Below are 17,271 nucleotides of genomic sequence, written 5' to 3'. Positions count from 1 at the left end.
TGTCAGAGTAGGACATTTTGAGATCTCGTGCGGCGACGCGGCAGAGGATCGGTCGCGATATCGGCTGCCGGGTGCGCGGGGCTGGCGTGGCGCGATGCCCCGCCGCGCGCCGGTTTTCGCGATACTGGGCTGGCCCGCGCCGCGCCCTTCCCGGCGGTCGCGCGAAATTGGCTGTTAGTTGCGATGTCGATGGCGGTGCGAACCCACGTGAGCGCCGGCGAATGCCGTTCGCATGCGCCGCGCGATCGTTATCGGCATGGCGGGGCGGCCTGCCTTACAAACGCCTCACGCTGTGAAGCGGCGCCTGCAAAACCGGGCGGCCTCTGTAACAATCTCGGGGTTCGTCCGTGCGGCCCGTGCGCGGCCGGTTCGTCGTTACCACCCGTCGTTCCAACCTTCCGGATCCGCCTTGTCCGAAACCCGCTCCGAGCCGCGCGAAAGCGAGCACGGCGACGCGCCGATGTCGGCGAAAAACCGTCGCGCGATGGCCGCCGTCATGCTGACCGTCGCGCTCGCCACGCTCGACACCGCCATCGCCAATACCGCGTTGCCCGCCATCGCCGCCGACCTGCACGCGGCGCCCGCCGCCTCGGTCTGGATCATCAACGCGTACCAGCTCGCGATGGTCGCCACGCTGCTGCCGCTCGCGGCGCTCGGCGACATCATCGGCCACCGCCGCATCTATCTTGCGGGCCTCGCGATCTTCACGGTGGCCTCGTTCGCCTGCGCCGTCGCGCCCACGCTCACGGCGCTGGCAGGCGCCCGCGTGCTGCAAGGCCTGGGCGCGAGCGCGATCATGAGCGTCAACACCGCGCTGATCCGTTTTCTCTATCCGCCGCACCGGCTCGGTCAGGGGCTCGGCATGAACGCCCTGGTCGTGGGCGTCTCGTTCGCCGTGGGCCCGACCATGGCCTCGCTGATCCTCTCCGCCGGCAGCTGGCCGTGGCTGTTTGCGATCAACGTGCCGCTCGGCCTGCTCGCTTTCGTGTTCGCGCTGCCCGCGCTGCCGCACACGGAGCGCGGCAAGCACGCGTTCGACCCGGTGGCGGCAGCGCTCAACGTGGTCACGTTCGCGGCGCTGATCTTCGCGCTCGGCGAGGCCGCGCAGCGCGCGCCGGGCGTGGAAGTGGGTATCGCGGCCGTCATTGCCGTGGGGTTCGGCTTCTTGCTGATGCGCCGCGAAGCCGGCCATCCCGCGCCGATGCTGCCGGTCGATCTGTTCAAGCGGCCCGTGTTCGCGCTCTCGTCGCTCACGGCCGTGTGCTCGTTCGCGGCGCAAGGGCTCGCCTTCGTCTCGCTGCCGTTCTACTTCGAAACCGTGCTGATGCGCAGCCAGGTCGAAACCGGCTTTCTCATGACGCCGTGGCCCGTGGTCGTGGCCGCCGCCGCGCCTATCGCGGGGCGGCTCTCCGACCGCTATCCGCCGGGTCTGCTCGGCGCGATCGGTCTGGCGGTGCTCTCGGCCGGCATGGTGTCGCTTGCGCTGTTGCCCGTGCACCCTTCGGTGCTCGATATCACGATCCGCATGACGATCTGCGGCGCGGGCTTCGGCTTTTTCCAGTCGCCGAACCTGCGCGCGATCATGACGAGCGCGCCGCCCGAGCGCAGTGGCGGCGCGAGCGGCACCATCGCCGTGTCGCGTCTGCTCGGGCAGACCACGGGCGCGGCGCTGGTCGCGCTGTGTTTCGGAATTGCCGGTACGCATGGCCCGACGCTCGCGCTTGCGCTCGGCGGCGCGTTCGCGGGCGTGGCGGCCGTGGCGAGCGGCCTGCGCCTGTTCGCGCCTTCGCACCGGGCGGTGGGCGGATGATCGGCGGTTGATCGGCGGTTGATCGGCGGTCGAGGGGCTGCTGATTGGCGGTTGATGCGCGGCGCGGGCGAATCGCGTCGTACGCCGGGTCACATCGACCCAAATTTCGATGCAAACAAAAAGCGCGCGGGTCGTGACGAACCCGCGCGCTTTCGCTTGCCGCTACAGGGCGCGTTAGCGCGCGAAATAGCGCTTCACGGCGCCGACGAACGTGTCGATATCGGCCTGAGTCACATCCAGATGCGTGACGAAACGCGATGCGTAAAGCATCTGCGTGAGAATCCCGCGCTCCTTCAGATACGCCTCCAGCGGCGCGCAATGCTCCTGCGGGAAATGCGCGAACACCATGTTGGTGGCCACCGAAGCGACCTTCACCCCGTCGATCTGCGCGAGACCTTCGGCGAGGCGCGCGGCGTTCGCGTGGTCGTCGGCGAGACGCGCGACGTTGTGATCGAGCGCGTACAGGCACGCGGCCGCGAGCACGCCCGACTGGCGCATGCCGCCGCCGAGCACCTTGCGCCAGCGATGCGCGACATCGATCAGCGCCTTGCTGCCGACCAGCACGGAGCCCACCGGCGCGCCCAGGCCCTTCGAGAAACAGATCGACACGCTCTCGAAGTTCGCGGCGAGCGCCTTGAGCGGCTGGCCCGATGCCACGACGGCGTTGAACACGCGCGCCCCATCGAGGTGCGTGGCGAGGCCGCGCTCGTGGGCGAGCTGCGTGGCTTGTTCGACGTACGCCGCGGGCAGCACCTTGCCGCCGATGGTGTTTTCGAGCGCGAGCAGACGCGTGCGCGCGAAGTGATCGTCGAGCGGCTTGATCGCGGCGGCAATGCGCTCGAGCGGGATCGAGCCGTCCGCGGCGTTATCGAGCGGCTGCGGCTGGATGCTGCCGAGCACCGCCGCGCCGCCGCCTTCGTATTTGTAGGTGTGCGCGGCCTGCCCGACGATGTATTCGTCGCCGCGACCGCAGTGCGCCATCAACGCGGCGAGGTTGCTCTGCGTGCCGCTCGGGAAGAACAGGCCCGCTTCCTTGCCCGCCTCTTCCGCCACGCGCGCCTGCAAACGCAGCACGGTGGGATCGTCGCCCCACACGTCGTCGCCGGTTTCGGCGCGGGTCATGGCGGCGAGCATGGCTTCGCTCGGACGGGTGACGGTGTCGCTGCGCAAATCGATCATTGCGATGAAGTCCTCGTTGAACTCGGGATGGCGCGCGCGACGCACGAACGCCGTGCGGCCGCGATGCGGTAAGTCATCGAGTGTATTTTCAAACCGAGGCACTGCGCAATGCCGGACGAATTAACCGGTTGGCCGGGGCCGCGCGGTGGGCGTGCGTGAAGGCGCGAAGAGGCATGGAAACACCGGGCAACGCGCGTAAACGCGATGAGGCGCGCGAGCGGATCGCGCGCCTCATCGGCAAGACAGCTCAGCTAGAAGGATAGGCAGCGGGGATCAGCGCGGCAGCAGCGGCAGCGGATCGACGGGTTTGCCGTCGCTGCGCACTTCGAACTGCACGCCGCTGTCGCCCATTTCGGCGATGGGCTGGCCTTGCGACACGGCGTCGTCTTCCTGCACGAGCAGCCTGCCGTTATGGCCATAGGCCGTCACGGTCTGGTCGTTGTGCTTGATGATGACGAGCGGACCGTAAGCGGCAATGCCCGTGCCCGCGTACACGACGCGGCCCGCGGCGGCGGCCTTCACCGGCTCGCCGGCCGGACCGCCGATCACGATGCCCGTGGACTTGCCCGCCTGGAAGCGCTGCAGGATCGGACCGCGCACGGGCCACGCGAGCGCGACGGACGTGGCGACCGGCGCGGGCATGGCGACGCCGTTGGCCGCGGGCGCCGAAGACGAAGGCGGCTGCAGCGGCGGCGTGGCCGCGCCGTAGCTCGGCGGCGGCGCGACGCGCAGCACCTGGCCGGGCAGCACCTGGGCATTGGCGCCCGGCAGCTGGTTCCAGCTCGCGATGTCCTGCGGACGTTGACCGTACGCCGAAGCGATACGCGAAAGCGTGTCGCCGGGGTTGACGCGGTAATAGCCCGCGGGCACGCCGGTCGTGGACATGGCAGGCGGCTGCGGCGTGGTTTCCCACGGCGTGTAAGTGCTGGTACAGGCGCTGCAAACGAGCGTGAGCGCGGCCACTGCCGCGTATGCGCCCGGGATTCGCCGTTGTCGATTCATATTGCTGTTCCTCGCTTGGTCCTCGCTGCGTAACTCGAAGTACGCATGTTGGAAGCGCGGCGGGCCGCAGGCGTTCGCTTGCGCCACTCTCCGCAGGAAGCCGGAATTGGCGAACGTCCCCCATTATATCGTCCACACCGCGATGGCCTTTTTTCGACGTCACCGCCGCCCCGCCAACGCTCGCACGGGGCCTCGCCTATACTGAATTTCACGTACTCTGATAATTAAACCGAAAGCCTCTCGCTGCAGTCCACGCCCCTGAGGAACCCGAGGATGAACAAAGCTACCTTCCTTTCCCTGCAACTCAGTGTCGAAGACGTTGCGGCATCGCCTGGCCTCGTCGAATTGTTGAACAACCATCTCGTCTTCGCCGCCGACGTGGCCGAGGCGGCCGATGAGCTGATCCAGCACGCCAGCGTCGCCCGGCTGTCGGGCGGTGTGCGGGCGACCGTGGAAATTCCCGCCGTGGTGATCGAGCGTTTGCGCGATGCGCTCGATACCTTGAGCGGCTATGACGAAACCTGGCTCTTCGCGCTCGAACCCGGACGTGCACTGTTCGACGACATCGCACGCCGCCCTCGCTTGCTCCACTAGGCGAGCCCGGAGCGGACGGCGCGTCGCGCGCCGCGCCCGCCCCGCATTACCCGCCGCCACGACCCCGGCCCGGCGCTTGCGCATACGGGCCGTGTTCATTCTGGCGCGCCATTCTGGGGGAAACGCCGTGAAAACCTTTTTGAACCGCCGTCCCGCCGCGCAAATGAGCGGCACCTCGCGTCTCGTCGCCGTCGTTCGCGGCGCCACCGCCGCGCATGAAGCGCAATCGCAGGACAGCCGCGAACCGCGCGCCGCCGAAGCGCCGGAATCCATCGCCGATTTCGAAGCCCGCGCCGACCATGGCGCGTCTGGCGCGACGGCGGAACCGCGTCCGGCCGCCAGCCCCGTTTCCACGCTGCACGCCGTGCCGGTCATGCCCGCGCATCTCAACGGCCGCCCCGTGCAGATCGCCGAAGGCGCAGCCTTCGAGGCGCTCGACGCCGAAAAGGAACTGGCCACCTTCCGCACCTACCGAAGTTTTGGCTACACCGTGACGATGTACTTCCACGCGCACTCGCTCGGCTTTTTCGTGGCGCTCCATCAGGATGGCGCGCTATGGCGAGCGCTCAAGGCCAACGACATCGACGCGGCCGGTTCGGCGTTTCATCTGCTGCAAGAGCAAGCGACGCGCCTGGCCGACAGCGAGGCGCGCCGCATCCAGCTCGTTGCGCAAAACGCCGAGCTGGCTCGCATGATCGAGGAATCGGAAGCGCAGGCCGAACGGCTGCGCGTGGACCTGCAACGGCACGCACACCAGGAAAACGTGGTTTCGGGTCGACAGCATCAGGTGCGCAAGGAGGTTGCGCAACTGGAGGCGCAGCGCATTGCGGCGCAGGCCCAGCTGAATAAGGCGCATCGCTCGATCCACCAGCTGAAGGTGGCGAGCAACGAAGGCGTCCCGCGTATGTCCGGCCGCTGACGCGGCGCGGATCGCCCGCATCAGCTCACGCAGGCGGCGCAGAAAAAAGTTCGGGCCGGTGAGAACCGGCCCGCACTTGTACTGCCTGCTGCTTGTTGCTGCTTTTTACTGCGTTGCTTCTGCTTCGGTACTGCTGTACTGCAACTGCATGCTGCGGTGACTTCGTGCTGCTTACTACAGACTGCAACTACCAGGGCTGCACCTCTCACTGCGACAGCCAACTGCAACAACTTGCTGCAACTACCTACTGCACCTGCCAACTACACTAACCTGCTGCTTAACTCACTGCGGATTCACTGCTGATACTGCAACTGCCGGTACTTCGACTGCGTGCTGCAACTGCCACTACGAGACTGCGGTACTGCGCACTGCAACTTCGACTACACCAACCACTGCTCTCTGTTCTCTACCACCACTACACGGCACTGCGTGATGCCGCTTCCTCAACTGCCACTGCAACTGCCACAACAACTTCCACTACCTCTCGCTGCAACAACCACTACTACGACAACTGAACTACAGGGGGTTCTTTCGCGAGCGCCCCGCTCGAGCGGCTGGCGCCCGCCATCGGCTTAGTGGCCGAAATACACGGCTTGTTGCGCCGCGGTGTGCGCGGGCTGAACCGCCGCGCCCGACTGCGACGAACCCGTTGCCGGCGAGCCGTAGCCGCTGGTGTTGCCGGCGGCGAGCTGTTCCTGGCTGACGCGCGCTTGCGCGGCTTGCAGTTCTTGCGGGTAGTTCACGTGGTCGGCGCCCGGGTTGTAGCCAGCGGCTTCGAGCTGCACGAGCTGGGCGCGAACCTGCGCGCGGGTCAGGCCCTGGTCGTTCGACTGGGCGAACGAGATTGCCGGAACGGCAAGGGCGGCGGCAACAGCAACGGCGGAAATGAGCTTGTTCATGATCGGACCTCCATCTGTTTTTGTTTCGCCTGGAACACGATGTTCGTCAGCGATTGATGACAAGTGTAGGACGCGAACTCGCCTAGGGAAAACCCTAATTTGAAAAAAGTCTGTTGCAGATTTGGCAATAAAAAAGGCGAACCGTGATGGTTCGCCATTTTTGTCCACAAAGACCGCAATGACGCTGCGGTCTTTTACCTTTCGATTTTCTTACGCGCTTGCGCTCACGCCCATTCGGCGTGGAAGCTGCCCGGCTTGTCGATGCGCTCGAACGTATGCGCGCCGAAGAAGTCGCGCTGTGCCTGCACGAGATTGGCCGGCAGACGCTCGGAGCGATAAGCGTCGAAGTACGCGATCGCCGAAGAGAACGCCGGCACCGGCACGCCCAGGGCCACGGCCTGGATCACCACATCGCGCAGCGCGGCCTGGTAGTTCGCGGCGATGTCGCGGAAATACGGGTCGAGCAGCAGGTTGTCGATCTGCGGGTCCTTCGCGTACGCGTCGGTGATCTTCTGGAGGAAGCGCGCGCGGATGATGCAGCCCGCGCGGAAGATCTTGGCGATCGTGCCGTACTGCAGGTCCCACTTGTACTCGTCGGAGGCGGCGCGCAGTTGCGCGAAACCCTGCGCGTACGAAATCACCTTGCTCAGATACAGCGCGCGACGCACCGACTCGATGAACGCTTCGCGGTCGCCCGAGAACGGCTTGGCGTCCGGACCCGCGAGCACCTTGCTGGCCGCCACGCGCTGCGTCTTGAGCGACGACAGCACGCGCGCGAACACGGCTTCGGTGATGAGCGGCAGCGGCGCGCCGAGATCGAGCGCGTTCTGGCTCGTCCACTTGCCGGTGCCCTTTTGCGCGGCGCGGTCGAGAATCACGTCGACGAGATCCTTGCCGCTTTCCTCGTCTTTCTTGCCGAAGATCTTCGAGGTGATTTCGATCAGGTAGCTGTCCAGCTCGCCCTGATTCCATTCCGTGTAGACCTTGCCGAGCTCTTCGTTCGACAGGCCGAGCACCTGCTTGAGCACCGCGTAGCTTTCGGCGATCAGCTGCATGTCGCCGTACTCGATGCCGTTGTGCACCATCTTCACGTAATGGCCCGCGCCGTCCGGGCCCATGTACGCGACGCACGGCTCGCCGTCCGGCGCTTTCGCGGCGATTTCGGTGAGGATCGGCGCGACCAGATCGTAAGCGTCCTTCTGGCCGCCCGGCATGATCGACGGACCTTTCAGCGCGCCTTCTTCGCCACCCGAAACGCCGGTGCCGATGAAATGCAGACCCGACTTCGCGAGATCCTGGTTACGGCGGATCGTGTCGGTGAAATGCGTGTTGCCGCCGTCGATCAGAATGTCGCCCTTTTCCAGCAGTGGCTTGAGCTGGTTGATGGTGGCGTCGGTGCCTTCGCCGGCCTTCACCATCAGCAAAATGCGGCGCGGCTTTTCGAGCGACTCGACGAATTCTTCGAGCGTGTAAGACGGCACGAGCTTGCGATCGGGGAACTCAGCGATCAGCTCGTCCGTTTTCTCACGGCTGCGGTTGAACACCGAGACCGCATGGCCGCGGCTTTCGATGTTGAGCGCGAGGTTGCGCCCCATCACGGCCAGACCCACCACGCCGATTGCCTGTTTGCTCATGTTGTTTCTCCACTTCAATCAATGACGGCGCCGCGAGGGCGCCAACCGTGCAAGCATAAGGGAAACGCCCGGGCGCTGCGCTTTCGCGCGCACGCGGCGCGCGTCAATCCGCGCGTTCGTCCGCGTTCATCCGCGTTCCTCAGCCGCTCGCGCGCTTTCGAAACACCAGCATGAAATTGTTCGCCGGCATCGCCACGCGCGCCTCGCACGCGAAGCCTTGCGCCGCGGCCAGCGCCTCCACCGCTTCCATGTCGCGCACGCCCCACGACGGGTCGCGCGCGCGCAGATCGGCGTCGAAGGCCGCGTTGCTCGGCGCCGTGTGCGCGCCATCGCGCCGGTACGGGCCGTAGAGCACGAGCGCGCCGCCTTCCGCGACATGCGTGCCCGCGCCCTGCATCAGCGCAATGGCCGCTTCCCACGGTGCGATGTGAATCATGTTGATGCAGACGATCGCCTGAATTTCGCCGATCGGCCAGGGCGTGGCGCGGACGTCGAGATCGAGCGGTTCGCGCAGATTCGGCAATGCGGCATGCTCGCGCCACGCGGCGATCGAGGCGCGGGCGCGCGCGTCGGTGTCGCTGGGTTGCCAGTCGATGCCCGGCAACGCGGCCGCGAAGTGTACGGCATGCTGGCCCGTGCCGCTGGCGATTTCGAGCACGGTGCCGCGCGCGGGCAAGGCCTCGCGCAACACGTCGAGAATGGGCGTGGCGTTGCGCCCGGCGGCGGGCGCGTTCAGACGTTGGGCAAGAGGTTCGGTCATGCGTGAAGGTTCGTGGATATCGTGATGGCGCGCGTCATGCGGGCGATGCCACTGACGCGCGTCATGCCGATGAGGTTTGCGAAGATCAGTACAGCGTGGCCTTGATGCGCTCGGGCAGGTTGGCCTCGTAGCTTTCGGCGTCGAAGGCCTCGCCGTAGTGCTCGGCGTTCACGCGCCGCAGCATCTCGCCCGCGCTCGGCAGCGACTTGCGTTCGACCTGCGCAGCGGCGTCCCAGAGCTTCGAGCGCACGATCGCCTTCGAGCAATGGAAGTACACGCTTTCCACGTCGATCACAAGCACCGAGCGCGGCGGTTTGCCATCGACGGCGAAACTCGCGAGCAGATCGGCTTCCGTGCTCACGCGCGCGCGGCCGTTCACGCGCAGCATTTCGCCCACGCCGGGCACCATGAACAGCAAGCCCACCTGCGGCGCGGCCACCACGTTGCGCAAGCTGTCCACGCGATTGTTGCCGGGCCGGTCGGGCAGCGCGAGCGTGCGCTCGTCGACGATACGCACGAAGCCCGGCGCGTCGCCGCGCGGCGAGCAGTCGAGACCTTCCGGGCCGCCGGTCGCGAGCACCACGAACGGCGAGCTTTCGATGAAGCGCCGGTAGTCGGCGTTCACGTAGTCGATTTCCTTGCGCAGCGCGCGCTCGTGCGGCGTGCCGTAATGCGCTTCGAGGTCGGTCAGCGTGGTCAGCATGGCTTCGGTTCCGGTTGGGTCGAATGTCGATCGAGTCGTGCAACAGTGCGCGCGCTTCGCGACGAAGCGCATGGGCCGGCGCCGTTTCGTGCCGTTTCGTGCCGTTTTGCTCCGCGCCCGCGCGACGTCAGGCGGCGAGCCTTGCGTCGAGCGCGTCGAGGACGGTCGCGCACGGCGCCTCGACCTTGAGCGCGAGCAAGGGGTCGGCGCGGGTCTTGCCCATGTTGATGGCGGCCACGGGTTTGCCGCGCTGCTGCGCCCACGCGCAGAAGCGGTAGCCCGAATAGACCATCAGCGACGACCCGACGACGAGCACGGCATCCGCCTCGTCGAGCGCGTTCGATGCAGCCTCGACACGCGCCTTCGGCACGTTTTCGCCGAAAAACACCACCGACGGCTTGAGCATGCCGCCGCACGCCGCGCACGCGGGAATGTGAAAGGCGTTGGCGCCGTCGAAGTCGAGATGCGCGTCGCCGTCGGCGGCCGGTTCGGCGATGGCATCGGCGAGCGCCGGATTGCGCGCGACGAGTTCGGGCTGGATCGATTCGCGCGAAAACTGCGCGCCGCAATCGAGGCAATGCACGTGCGAGATGCTGCCGTGCAGTTCGATCACGTCGCGGCTGCCCGCGCGCTGATGCAGGCCATCGACATTCTGCGTGACCAGCGTGCGCGCGTAGCCCGCCGCGCCGAGCCGCGCGAGCGCACGATGCGCGGCGTTGGGCTGCGCGAGCCCCACGGTCGGCCAGCCAATCAGGCTGCGCGCCCAATAGCGGCGGCGCGAGGCTTCCGAACCGAGAAATTCCTGCAGCGTGATGGGCGGCGAGCGCTTCCAGGCGCCGTTTTCGTCGCGATAGCCGGGAATGCCCGAGTCCGTGCTGATGCCCGCGCCCGTGAGCACGAACAGACGCGGATGGCGCTCAACGAAGTCTTGCAGCGCGTCGATCGTGGTCGCCGCGCCCAGCGGGATGGCGGCGAGATCGGCGGATGGCGGAACGAAAATGGAATGGGTCATGGCGGCGATAGCGGGCGAAGCGAGACGCGGTGGCTGCGTGGCTGCTGCGTTGCGTGAGACGAATTCCGACAGATGCGGGCGGCGAGGCGAGAACGCAAGTTACGCGGGGCTGCTGGCTGCGCGCGCGGTCGGCGTCGGCGTCGGCGTAATGCTTGATCAACGCATCGATCGTCGGCGGATTAAACCGGCAGTTAGTAGCAAAACTCCGCGCGACGCTTCACTGTGCCGTTGCGCGCGCCTTCGTCACTGCGCCCGCTGCCGCTCTGCCTCGCGCGCTTCCCACGCGGCCAGCGCGGCGCGATACCGATCCATTTCTTCCTGATAGAGATCGAAAATGCACGGATCGCAGCCGCTGCGACAGCAGTCGTCTTCACCCGGACGTTCGGGCGGTTCGGGGCGAGGGTCGGTTGGGGTCAGCGTGGACAAAGACATGGGCGCTCGGGCGTCCTGATGAACAACGCTCAGTATACGGGAGGCGGCTGAAGCGCGTTGGCGGGAGGCGTCTGAGGCGCGCTGGCGGGAGGCGGCTGAGGCGCGCTGGCGGGAGGCGGCTGAGGCGGGCTGGCGCGCCCGCAGCTGGCCTAAAACGCTGCCGTAATCTGGAACCCGACTGTCCATCGCGCGGTCGGGAATCCTTCAGGCTTGTAGATCGGCGTCCCGGCAAACAGGTCATACGAGACGCCGACATATTTCGCCGGCACGCCGCCGCGAATGCCAACTACCGCGCCTGCCAGTTGCGTCCCCGCCAGTGCTGCCGTGTTCGGCCCGAACACGCGCCCGTAGTCGATCCCCGCATACAACGTCTGTCCGGTCTGGAACACCGGCCATTGCAGTTCGTTGCGCCAGTAAAACCCTTTCTCTGCTGCGAGCATCGTTTCGCCGTCGAAGCCGCGCACGGTGTAGCGACTGCCGATGGTCAGGTCGTCGATATAGAAAAGCGTGTCGTTGGTGAACTGGCCGTGGAACGTCGTGACGTACCGGAATGACTGGCTCGCGATGGCGAACGGCACCGACAGGTTCGCGTCGAGCACGGCCATATGGAAGCGGTACGTCGGGCCGTCGATATACGGGTCCGGCGTCGCGCCGAGTCCGCCGATACCCTGACGGTAGGCGAGTGTGCCGTCGAACTGCGCCGTGCCGAAGTAATGCCGGTCGGTCGCGCCGAGTTCCAGAAACGTGTTGTTGCGCGCCTGGGTCGGTATTGTCGTGTCGTCGATGAAACTGTCGCCGAAACGCTTCGATAGCTGAATGTAGCCGCCGAGCACGTCGTTCTGGCCGCGCGAGAGCACGCGCGCGATGCGCAGCGCGGCCGTCTGTGAGTTGCCGCTCGATACGAACGTGTCGTTCACGCCCGCGATGTTCTGGTAGTACGTGCTCGTGTTGCCCGAGAGGGTCGCCGTCCAGTAGCCGAATGGAACGGAGTACGAACCATTGAACCCGTGCGAGCCGAGCGCCTTGTTGCCGAACGATAAATCCTGATTTGCGCCGACCGTGAATACGTCGTTCAGGCCAAGCGGGTTGCCGCCGCTGTTGTTGACGGTATCGCCTTGCACCGTGACACTTGCGCCGCTGATCTGGCCGCTCTGCGTATTGAGGAGCACAGACGTGTCGACGGCAACGTTGCCGTTGCCTGTGATAACGCCGCCGCTGTTCACGGTCTGGCTGCCGCCCTGCACGGTCATGTCGCCCGTGCCGAGATTGCTGACGAGGCCGTTCGTGTTGTCGAGCGCTGCAGCCTGAACGTCGAGCGTGCTGGTGTCGCCAGCCGAGCCCGTGCCCGACTGGATCTGTCCGTTCGTGTTCGTCAGCGTGCCGCCGCTCGCGAGAGCCAGCGACGAGAGCGAGCGAACCGAGCCCTGCGTGTTGTTCAGCTCGCCCGCGATGTTCGCCGCGATCCGGCCTTGCGCGGCGAGCACGCCGTTCGCGTTGTTCAGGCTCACAGCCTGGGCCGCGATCTGGCCCGCCGAAATGATCCGGCCGCCGACGTTCGAGAAGTAGCCCGCGCCATTGCCCGGTGCAATGGTGAGCGTGCCCGTTCCAGCGTCGATGATGGAACCGCCGTCGTTGATGAGCGCGCCGGGTGCGAGCGTCAGGTCGGTGCTGTTGGTCTGGAATGTGCCGCCGTTCGAGTTGTCGAACGTGCCGCTCACATCGAAGCCCGTCGCCAACGCGCCATATTGCGTGATGTTTCCGCCGTGATTCACCAGGTCGATGGCGTTCAGCGCAAGCTGGTTTGCTTCGATATCGCCGCCGCTGTTGTCGAGCGTCGTCGTGGTCGTCAGCGTGAGGTCCGGCGCGACGATTGAGCCACCGCTGTTGGTCAGCGAACCTGTGCGGATGCTCGCGTTCGTACCTGCACCGATCTGGCCGCCGTTGTTGTTGAGCGCGCCGCTGGTGAGGGTGCTGTCCGTGTTCGACAGCAGTTTGCCGTTCGCATTGTTCAGCGCGCCGCCGACCGTCGCCGTCAGGCCGTTCTGCCCGATGATCGAACCCGCCGCGTTATTCAGCGTGCCGCCCTGGATCGAAGCCTGGCCGTTCGTGGCGATCCTGCCGCCGAAGTTCGATACCGAACCCGCGCCGTTGCCCGCATTGATCGACAGCCTGCCGGTCCCGGCGTGCGTGATCGTGCCGCCGTCGTTGTCGAGCGAGGCGGGGGCAATCGTCAGGTCCGTGCTGTTCGTTTGCAGCGTGCCGCCCGCGGAGTTGTCGAGCGTGCCGGTCACGTCGAGCGTCATCGCGCCGGCTCCGGTCTGCGTGATCGTGCCGCCGTGGTTCACGAGATTTGCGGCGTGCAGCGTGAACTGGTTCGCGCTCGCCGCGCCGCCGCTGTTATCGAACGTCGCCGCAGAAAGCACGAGCGAATGCGCCGCACCAAACTGGCCCGCGTTCGTAAGCGTCGACCCGGCCGAAAGCGTCATGTCCGCGTTGGTCGCGAACGTGCCGCCGTTGAAGAGCGTCTGCACGGCGCGCGCAATCAGCGACTGCACCGCCGTAATCGAGCCCGCGTTCGCGATCTGCGCACCTTGCAGCATAAGCGCGCCATTACCGCCAATGGACCCGCCCGCGCCGTTGTTCAGCAGGCCGGTCGTCGTGATGGAAACGCCATCCGCGTTCAGCGACGCAACGTGACCGCCCGAGTTGTCGAGCGATCCACCGGACAAGCCGAGCGCGCCCGCCGCCTGCATCGTGCCGCCCTGGTTGTCCGTCGCGCCGGTAATGTTCGCGGTCAGCGTGTTACCCGAAACGATCTGCCCGCCACGATTGGAGAGCGCACCCGCGGTGATGGTCTGCGCACCGCCCGACGACATCGCGCCGTTGTCGTTCGTGAGCGTGCCCGCCGCCCGTGCGCCGAGCGCGCCACCCGCCGTCGTGGTCGCGCCCGACAGGTTCAGGTCGCCGTTGTTCGCCGCGAGTATGAGCGCGCCGTTCGCGGAATTCGTCGCGCCCGCGAGATTGACCGCCGCGCCGCTCACGCTCGCGTTGCCGCCCGCGACATTGCGGCCGGTCGCAACCACATTGCCGGATGCGTTCACGTTCAGGTCGCCCGTCTGCGCAAGCGAGCCGTCGCCGTTCACGCCCGCCGCGAGCGTGCCAGTCGAATTCACCGAACCGGCGCTTGCGGTTGTGTTCTGCTGCGCGGCAATCATGCCGCTGTTGGCCAGCGCGCCAGACGCGGAAAGGTTGGCGTTCTGCTGCGCGTAGGTCGTGCCGCTGTTGTCGATATCCTGCGCGTTCGCAACGATGTTGCCGCTTGCGTTCGCCTGACCCGCCAGTACCAGCCTGCCCGCCGAGGTCAACACGAGGTCGCCGGATTGTGCGGCTGTGATGCCCTTAAGCGAAATGCCGACGCCGGCTTCCGTGCCAACAAGCACAATGCGGTTCGCGTACATGCCGCCGAGATTGCTGACGTCGATCGAGACACCCGGCGCGGGGCCGTCGCCCGCTATCGGCGTGGCATTGAGCGTGTCGTAGTCGACGCTGTTCGCGCCAGTCACGACGTTCAGGTTCGTCTTCGCGTAGACCGCGGCATTGGCCTGCACGGCGCGCGCGAGCAGATCGACCTGATCCACGCCCGACGCGTTCAAACCCGCACCGCTGATCGCGATATTGCCGCCCGTGACATTGAAGCCCGCGAGCGAGCCGTCTGCCGCATAGTTCGGCGTGCCGGTCGTGAGCGTTGCGCGGCTCGTGTTGATGAACGTGCCGCCGTTGACGGAAATGCCCGAAGGATTCGCCAGGATCACGTTCGCGCGCTGGCCCGCGACTTCGAGCGCGCCGTTGAACTGCGACGCGCTCGAACTGTTGACCTGATTGACGATGACCCGCGCGGCCTGTCCCGGCGCGAAGTTCGGGTTACCGTTGATCATGCCGCCGAGCTGCGACTGCACCATCGTCGGCGAGTTGTTCAGGATCGCGCCGCGCTGCGGCACGTCGAACCGGTTATAGGTGTTGACCGATACGCCCGCGCCGGACGGACGGTTGATGTTCACCTGATCGAGGCCGTTCGGCGTCTGGATGACCGAAGGCGCGTGTGCGCCGCCTGCCACGATCTGCGCAAACGCGAGCATCGGCGCGAGCGCCAGCAATGCAGCAGGGACAAGACACCGCAATGAGCGCCTGACGCCCGACCGTCGCGCCCCGCGTGCCTCCCCGGATTGGCCCGATGCCGTCGCCGTTTCCCCGACAGCCATGAGCATGTTGCGCGAACGGCTATAGACCAGCCGGTAACCCCGATTCATCGAACCCACCCCGCAAGAATTTAGCTCGCGATTCTTGCGGGGGGCCCGAAAAATAGGTGTGGAGGATCGTTAAAGCACGATGCTTTTCGGAAACGTCCGAATAAGGTTATGCGCTATGAATCAAAACGTTGCGTTCAGCCCACGGGGAAGCTTCACGAGTGCGCCTGCGGCGCGATCCAGAAAAACGGCGCGAGTCAACGAGAACCCGGACCGCCTTATCCCCGCCCCACGAACGGCATCTTCGTCGCCATCACCGTCATGAACTGCACGTTCGCGGAAAGCGGCAGTTGCGCCATGTGCAGCAGCGAATCGGCGACCACCTCCACGTCCATCAACGGTTCCGCGGCAATCTCGCCGTTGGCCTGCGGCACGCCGCGCGCCATGCGCTCGGCCATTTCCGTCGCCGCATTGCCGATGTCGATCTGGCCGCACGCGATGTCGTAACGCCGCCCGTCGAGCGACACCGACTTCGTGAGGCCGGTGATCGCGTGCTTGGTCGCCGTGTACGCGATGCTGAACGGCCGCGGCGCGTGCGCCGAAATCGAGCCGTTGTTGACGATGCGGCCACCGCGCGGCGTCTGCTGCTTCATCAGCCCAAATGCAGCGCGCGTGCACAGAAACACGCCGCTGAGATTGGTGTCGACCACGGCACGCCAGTCGTCGACGGAAAGCTCGTCGATATCCACGGCCGGCGCGTTGCGGCCCGCGTTGTTGAACAGCAGATCGAGCCGGCCGTAACGCGTGCGAATGGTATCGAACAGCGCATCGACGGCGGCCGCGTCGGTCACGTCGCACGGCACGGCCAGCGCTTCTTCGCTACGCTCGTGCGCTTCCTGCACGAGCGCTTCGAGCGGCGCCGCGCGGCGCCCCGCGAGCACCACCGTAAAGCCGTTCGCCAGCAGGCGGCGTGCGCACGCGCGGCCGATGCCGCTGCCCGCGCCCGTAACGAGCGCCACCTTGCGTTGAATCGTTTCACTCATCGTTGTCGGTTCCGTTGGGTTGGCGCGCTCAGTCGAGCGGCCGGTCGTTGGGGTTCGCGAACAGCGCTTTCATCTGCGGCGAAAGCGGGTAGTCGAGATTCACGCCCGCGGGCGGAATCGGCGATTCGAACCAGCGATGATAGAGCGCGAGCGCCTCGCCCGAGCGCTGCATGTTCGCGATGGTGGTGTCGGCGAGACGCTTGAACGCCGCGTCGCCGCGCCGGAACATGCAGCCGTAGACCTCGTACGTGGCCGGCGTGCCGACGATCTCGAACTCGCGCGCGTCGCTCACCGCGCGGGCACTCCGTGCGACCGGCTGGCCCGGCGCGTCGCCGGCCACGTAGCCGGTGGCGAGCGCCGCGTGCAGCAGCGGCGCGTCCATCACAAAGGCCACGGCGCGGTCCGCACGCACGGCTTCGAACGAATCGGCGTGCGACCTCGCGGCGAGAATGCGCATGTCCATGCCGCGCTCGACGTTCCAGCGGCGTAATCGACGCTCCTCCGACGTGCCCGCCGTGGTGACCACGGTACGCCCGGCCAGATCGGCGAAATCCTTCACGGGCGAGCCGCGCCGCACGAGCATGCGCACACCGTACTCGAAGATGCTGTCCGAAAACGCGACGTCGTTCTCGCGCTCGCGCGTGTGGCTCGCCGTGCTGCATTCGAGGTCGACCGTGCCGTTCTGCACGAGCGTGATGCGGTTCTGCGCCGTGACGCTGAGTTCGCGCACGCGCAAGGCGGGCAGCTTGAGCGCGTCGCGCACGGTGGCGGCGATGCGTTGCGCAATCTCGTACGAATAGCCCGTGGCGTGCTCGCCGTCCGCGCGATACGAGAACGGCACCGCCGCCTCGCGCACGCCGATCACGATCGTGCCCGTGTCGCGAATCTTGCGCAGCGTAGGGCTGTCGAGTTCGTCGGCATGCGCGCATGCGAGCGCGCCAGCCGACAGAATCGCCGCGACGAGCGCCCGCACGACCGTGGCCGCGCGACCAGCGCATGCATGATTGATTCGACGATGCCCCCGCACCGCGATGCTCAAC

Annotated in this window: 14 protein-coding genes; 3 read left to right on the top strand and 11 right to left on the bottom strand. The window is 66.5% G+C overall.

Annotated features, from left to right (window positions below):
* Positions 1 to 460: 460 nt before the first annotated feature.
* The gene (locus FAZ98_RS19505) at positions 461 to 1,810 is read left to right on the top strand and encodes an MFS transporter (protein WP_233272833.1); all 1,350 of its coding nucleotides are present in this window, start codon (positions 461 to 463) and stop codon (positions 1,808 to 1,810) included.
* A 174-nt stretch (positions 1,811 to 1,984) separates the two neighbouring features.
* On the opposite strand, the gene ltaE is transcribed toward FAZ98_RS19505, so the two are convergent.
* A complete protein-coding gene (gene ltaE, locus FAZ98_RS19500) occupies positions 1,985 to 2,989 on the bottom strand; it encodes a low-specificity L-threonine aldolase (protein WP_158952983.1) in 1,005 nt (334 codons plus the stop codon).
* A 273-nt stretch (positions 2,990 to 3,262) separates the two neighbouring features.
* Entirely contained in the window at positions 3,263 to 3,991 is a 729-nt protein-coding gene (locus FAZ98_RS19495; protein WP_158952982.1) for a peptidoglycan DD-metalloendopeptidase family protein, read from the bottom strand.
* A 273-nt stretch (positions 3,992 to 4,264) separates the two neighbouring features.
* Between FAZ98_RS19495 and FAZ98_RS19490 the strand changes: the two genes are divergently transcribed.
* Together FAZ98_RS19490 and FAZ98_RS19485 are read left to right on the top strand one after the other, a co-directional pair.
* Positions 4,265 to 4,585, top strand: a complete 321-nt coding sequence (locus FAZ98_RS19490) for a hypothetical protein (RefSeq protein WP_158952981.1) — start codon at positions 4,265 to 4,267, stop codon at positions 4,583 to 4,585.
* Positions 4,503 to 5,504: a DUF2968 domain-containing protein gene (locus FAZ98_RS19485; protein WP_233272745.1), complete on the top strand. Its 1,002-nt coding sequence runs from the start codon at positions 4,503 to 4,505 to the stop codon at positions 5,502 to 5,504. Before FAZ98_RS19490 ends, FAZ98_RS19485 begins: the two co-directional genes overlap by 83 nt.
* A gap of 572 nt (positions 5,505 to 6,076) precedes the next feature.
* Here the strand turns inward: FAZ98_RS19485 and FAZ98_RS19480 are convergent.
* From FAZ98_RS19480 to FAZ98_RS19440, 9 genes are all read right to left on the bottom strand, one after another.
* Entirely contained in the window at positions 6,077 to 6,403 is a 327-nt protein-coding gene (locus FAZ98_RS19480) for a DUF4148 domain-containing protein (protein WP_158952980.1), read from the bottom strand.
* A 224-nt stretch (positions 6,404 to 6,627) separates the two neighbouring features.
* Positions 6,628 to 8,037 carry an NADP-dependent phosphogluconate dehydrogenase gene (gene gndA / locus FAZ98_RS19475; protein ID WP_158952978.1) on the bottom strand — a complete coding sequence of 470 codons (1,410 nt, stop codon included), beginning with the start codon at positions 8,035 to 8,037 and terminating at the stop codon, positions 6,628 to 6,630.
* A 139-nt stretch (positions 8,038 to 8,176) separates the two neighbouring features.
* A complete protein-coding gene (locus FAZ98_RS19470) occupies positions 8,177 to 8,797 on the bottom strand; it encodes a DUF938 domain-containing protein (protein ID WP_158952976.1) in 621 nt (206 codons plus the stop codon).
* Between the two features lie 85 nt (positions 8,798 to 8,882).
* A complete protein-coding gene (locus FAZ98_RS19465) occupies positions 8,883 to 9,500 on the bottom strand; it encodes a pyridoxamine 5'-phosphate oxidase family protein (RefSeq protein ID WP_158952975.1) in 618 nt (205 codons plus the stop codon).
* Between the two features lie 127 nt (positions 9,501 to 9,627).
* The gene (locus FAZ98_RS19460) at positions 9,628 to 10,512 is read right to left on the bottom strand and encodes an NAD-dependent protein deacetylase (RefSeq protein WP_158952973.1); all 885 of its coding nucleotides are present in this window, start codon (positions 10,510 to 10,512) and stop codon (positions 9,628 to 9,630) included.
* A gap of 243 nt (positions 10,513 to 10,755) precedes the next feature.
* Positions 10,756 to 10,944: an oxidoreductase-like domain-containing protein gene (locus tag FAZ98_RS19455; protein WP_158952971.1), complete on the bottom strand. Its 189-nt coding sequence runs from the start codon at positions 10,942 to 10,944 to the stop codon at positions 10,756 to 10,758.
* A gap of 149 nt (positions 10,945 to 11,093) precedes the next feature.
* The gene (locus FAZ98_RS19450) at positions 11,094 to 15,251 is read right to left on the bottom strand and encodes a ShlB/FhaC/HecB family hemolysin secretion/activation protein (protein ID WP_407672081.1); all 4,158 of its coding nucleotides are present in this window, start codon (positions 15,249 to 15,251) and stop codon (positions 11,094 to 11,096) included.
* A gap of 215 nt (positions 15,252 to 15,466) precedes the next feature.
* The gene (locus FAZ98_RS19445; RefSeq protein ID WP_158952969.1) at positions 15,467 to 16,231 is read right to left on the bottom strand and encodes an SDR family oxidoreductase; all 765 of its coding nucleotides are present in this window, start codon (positions 16,229 to 16,231) and stop codon (positions 15,467 to 15,469) included.
* Positions 16,232 to 16,259: 28 nt separating this feature from the next.
* On the bottom strand, positions 16,260 to 17,204 hold the full coding sequence (locus tag FAZ98_RS19440) for a transporter substrate-binding domain-containing protein (RefSeq protein ID WP_158952968.1): 945 nt from the start codon (positions 17,202 to 17,204) through the stop codon (positions 16,260 to 16,262).
* Positions 17,205 to 17,271 lie beyond the last annotated feature (67 nt).

Origin of the sequence: Paraburkholderia acidisoli, from assembly GCF_009789675.1 — a bacterium.
Classification (GTDB): domain Bacteria; phylum Pseudomonadota; class Gammaproteobacteria; order Burkholderiales; family Burkholderiaceae; genus Paraburkholderia; species Paraburkholderia acidisoli.
This window is presented reverse-complemented; position numbering and strand designations above follow the sequence as displayed.

Bases quoted from the DNA above. Each gene is read 5' to 3' on its own strand.
- FAZ98_RS19445 (WP_158952969.1), bottom strand. From the start codon at position 16,231: ATGAGTGAAACGATTCAACGCAAGGTGGCGCTCGTTACGGGCGCGGGC.
- FAZ98_RS19455 (WP_158952971.1), bottom strand. From the start codon at position 10,944: ATGTCTTTGTCCACGCTGACCCCAACCGACCCTCGCCCCGAACCGCCC.
- FAZ98_RS19495 (WP_158952982.1), bottom strand. From the start codon at position 3,991: ATGAATCGACAACGGCGAATCCCGGGCGCATACGCGGCAGTGGCCGCG.
- FAZ98_RS19480 (WP_158952980.1), bottom strand. From the start codon at position 6,403: ATGAACAAGCTCATTTCCGCCGTTGCTGTTGCCGCCGCCCTTGCCGTT.
- FAZ98_RS19505 (WP_233272833.1), top strand. From the start codon at position 461: ATGTCGGCGAAAAACCGTCGCGCGATGGCCGCCGTCATGCTGACCGTC.
- gndA (WP_158952978.1), bottom strand. From the start codon at position 8,037: ATGAGCAAACAGGCAATCGGCGTGGTGGGTCTGGCCGTGATGGGGCGC.
- FAZ98_RS19490 (WP_158952981.1), top strand. From the start codon at position 4,265: ATGAACAAAGCTACCTTCCTTTCCCTGCAACTCAGTGTCGAAGACGTT.
- FAZ98_RS19450 (WP_407672081.1), bottom strand. From the start codon at position 15,251: ATGAATCGGGGTTACCGGCTGGTCTATAGCCGTTCGCGCAACATGCTC.
- FAZ98_RS19460 (WP_158952973.1), bottom strand. From the start codon at position 10,512: ATGACCCATTCCATTTTCGTTCCGCCATCCGCCGATCTCGCCGCCATC.
- FAZ98_RS19465 (WP_158952975.1), bottom strand. From the start codon at position 9,500: ATGCTGACCACGCTGACCGACCTCGAAGCGCATTACGGCACGCCGCAC.
- ltaE (WP_158952983.1), bottom strand. From the start codon at position 2,989: ATGATCGATTTGCGCAGCGACACCGTCACCCGTCCGAGCGAAGCCATG.
- FAZ98_RS19470 (WP_158952976.1), bottom strand. From the start codon at position 8,797: ATGACCGAACCTCTTGCCCAACGTCTGAACGCGCCCGCCGCCGGGCGC.
- FAZ98_RS19485 (WP_233272745.1), top strand. From the start codon at position 4,503: ATGACGAAACCTGGCTCTTCGCGCTCGAACCCGGACGTGCACTGTTCG.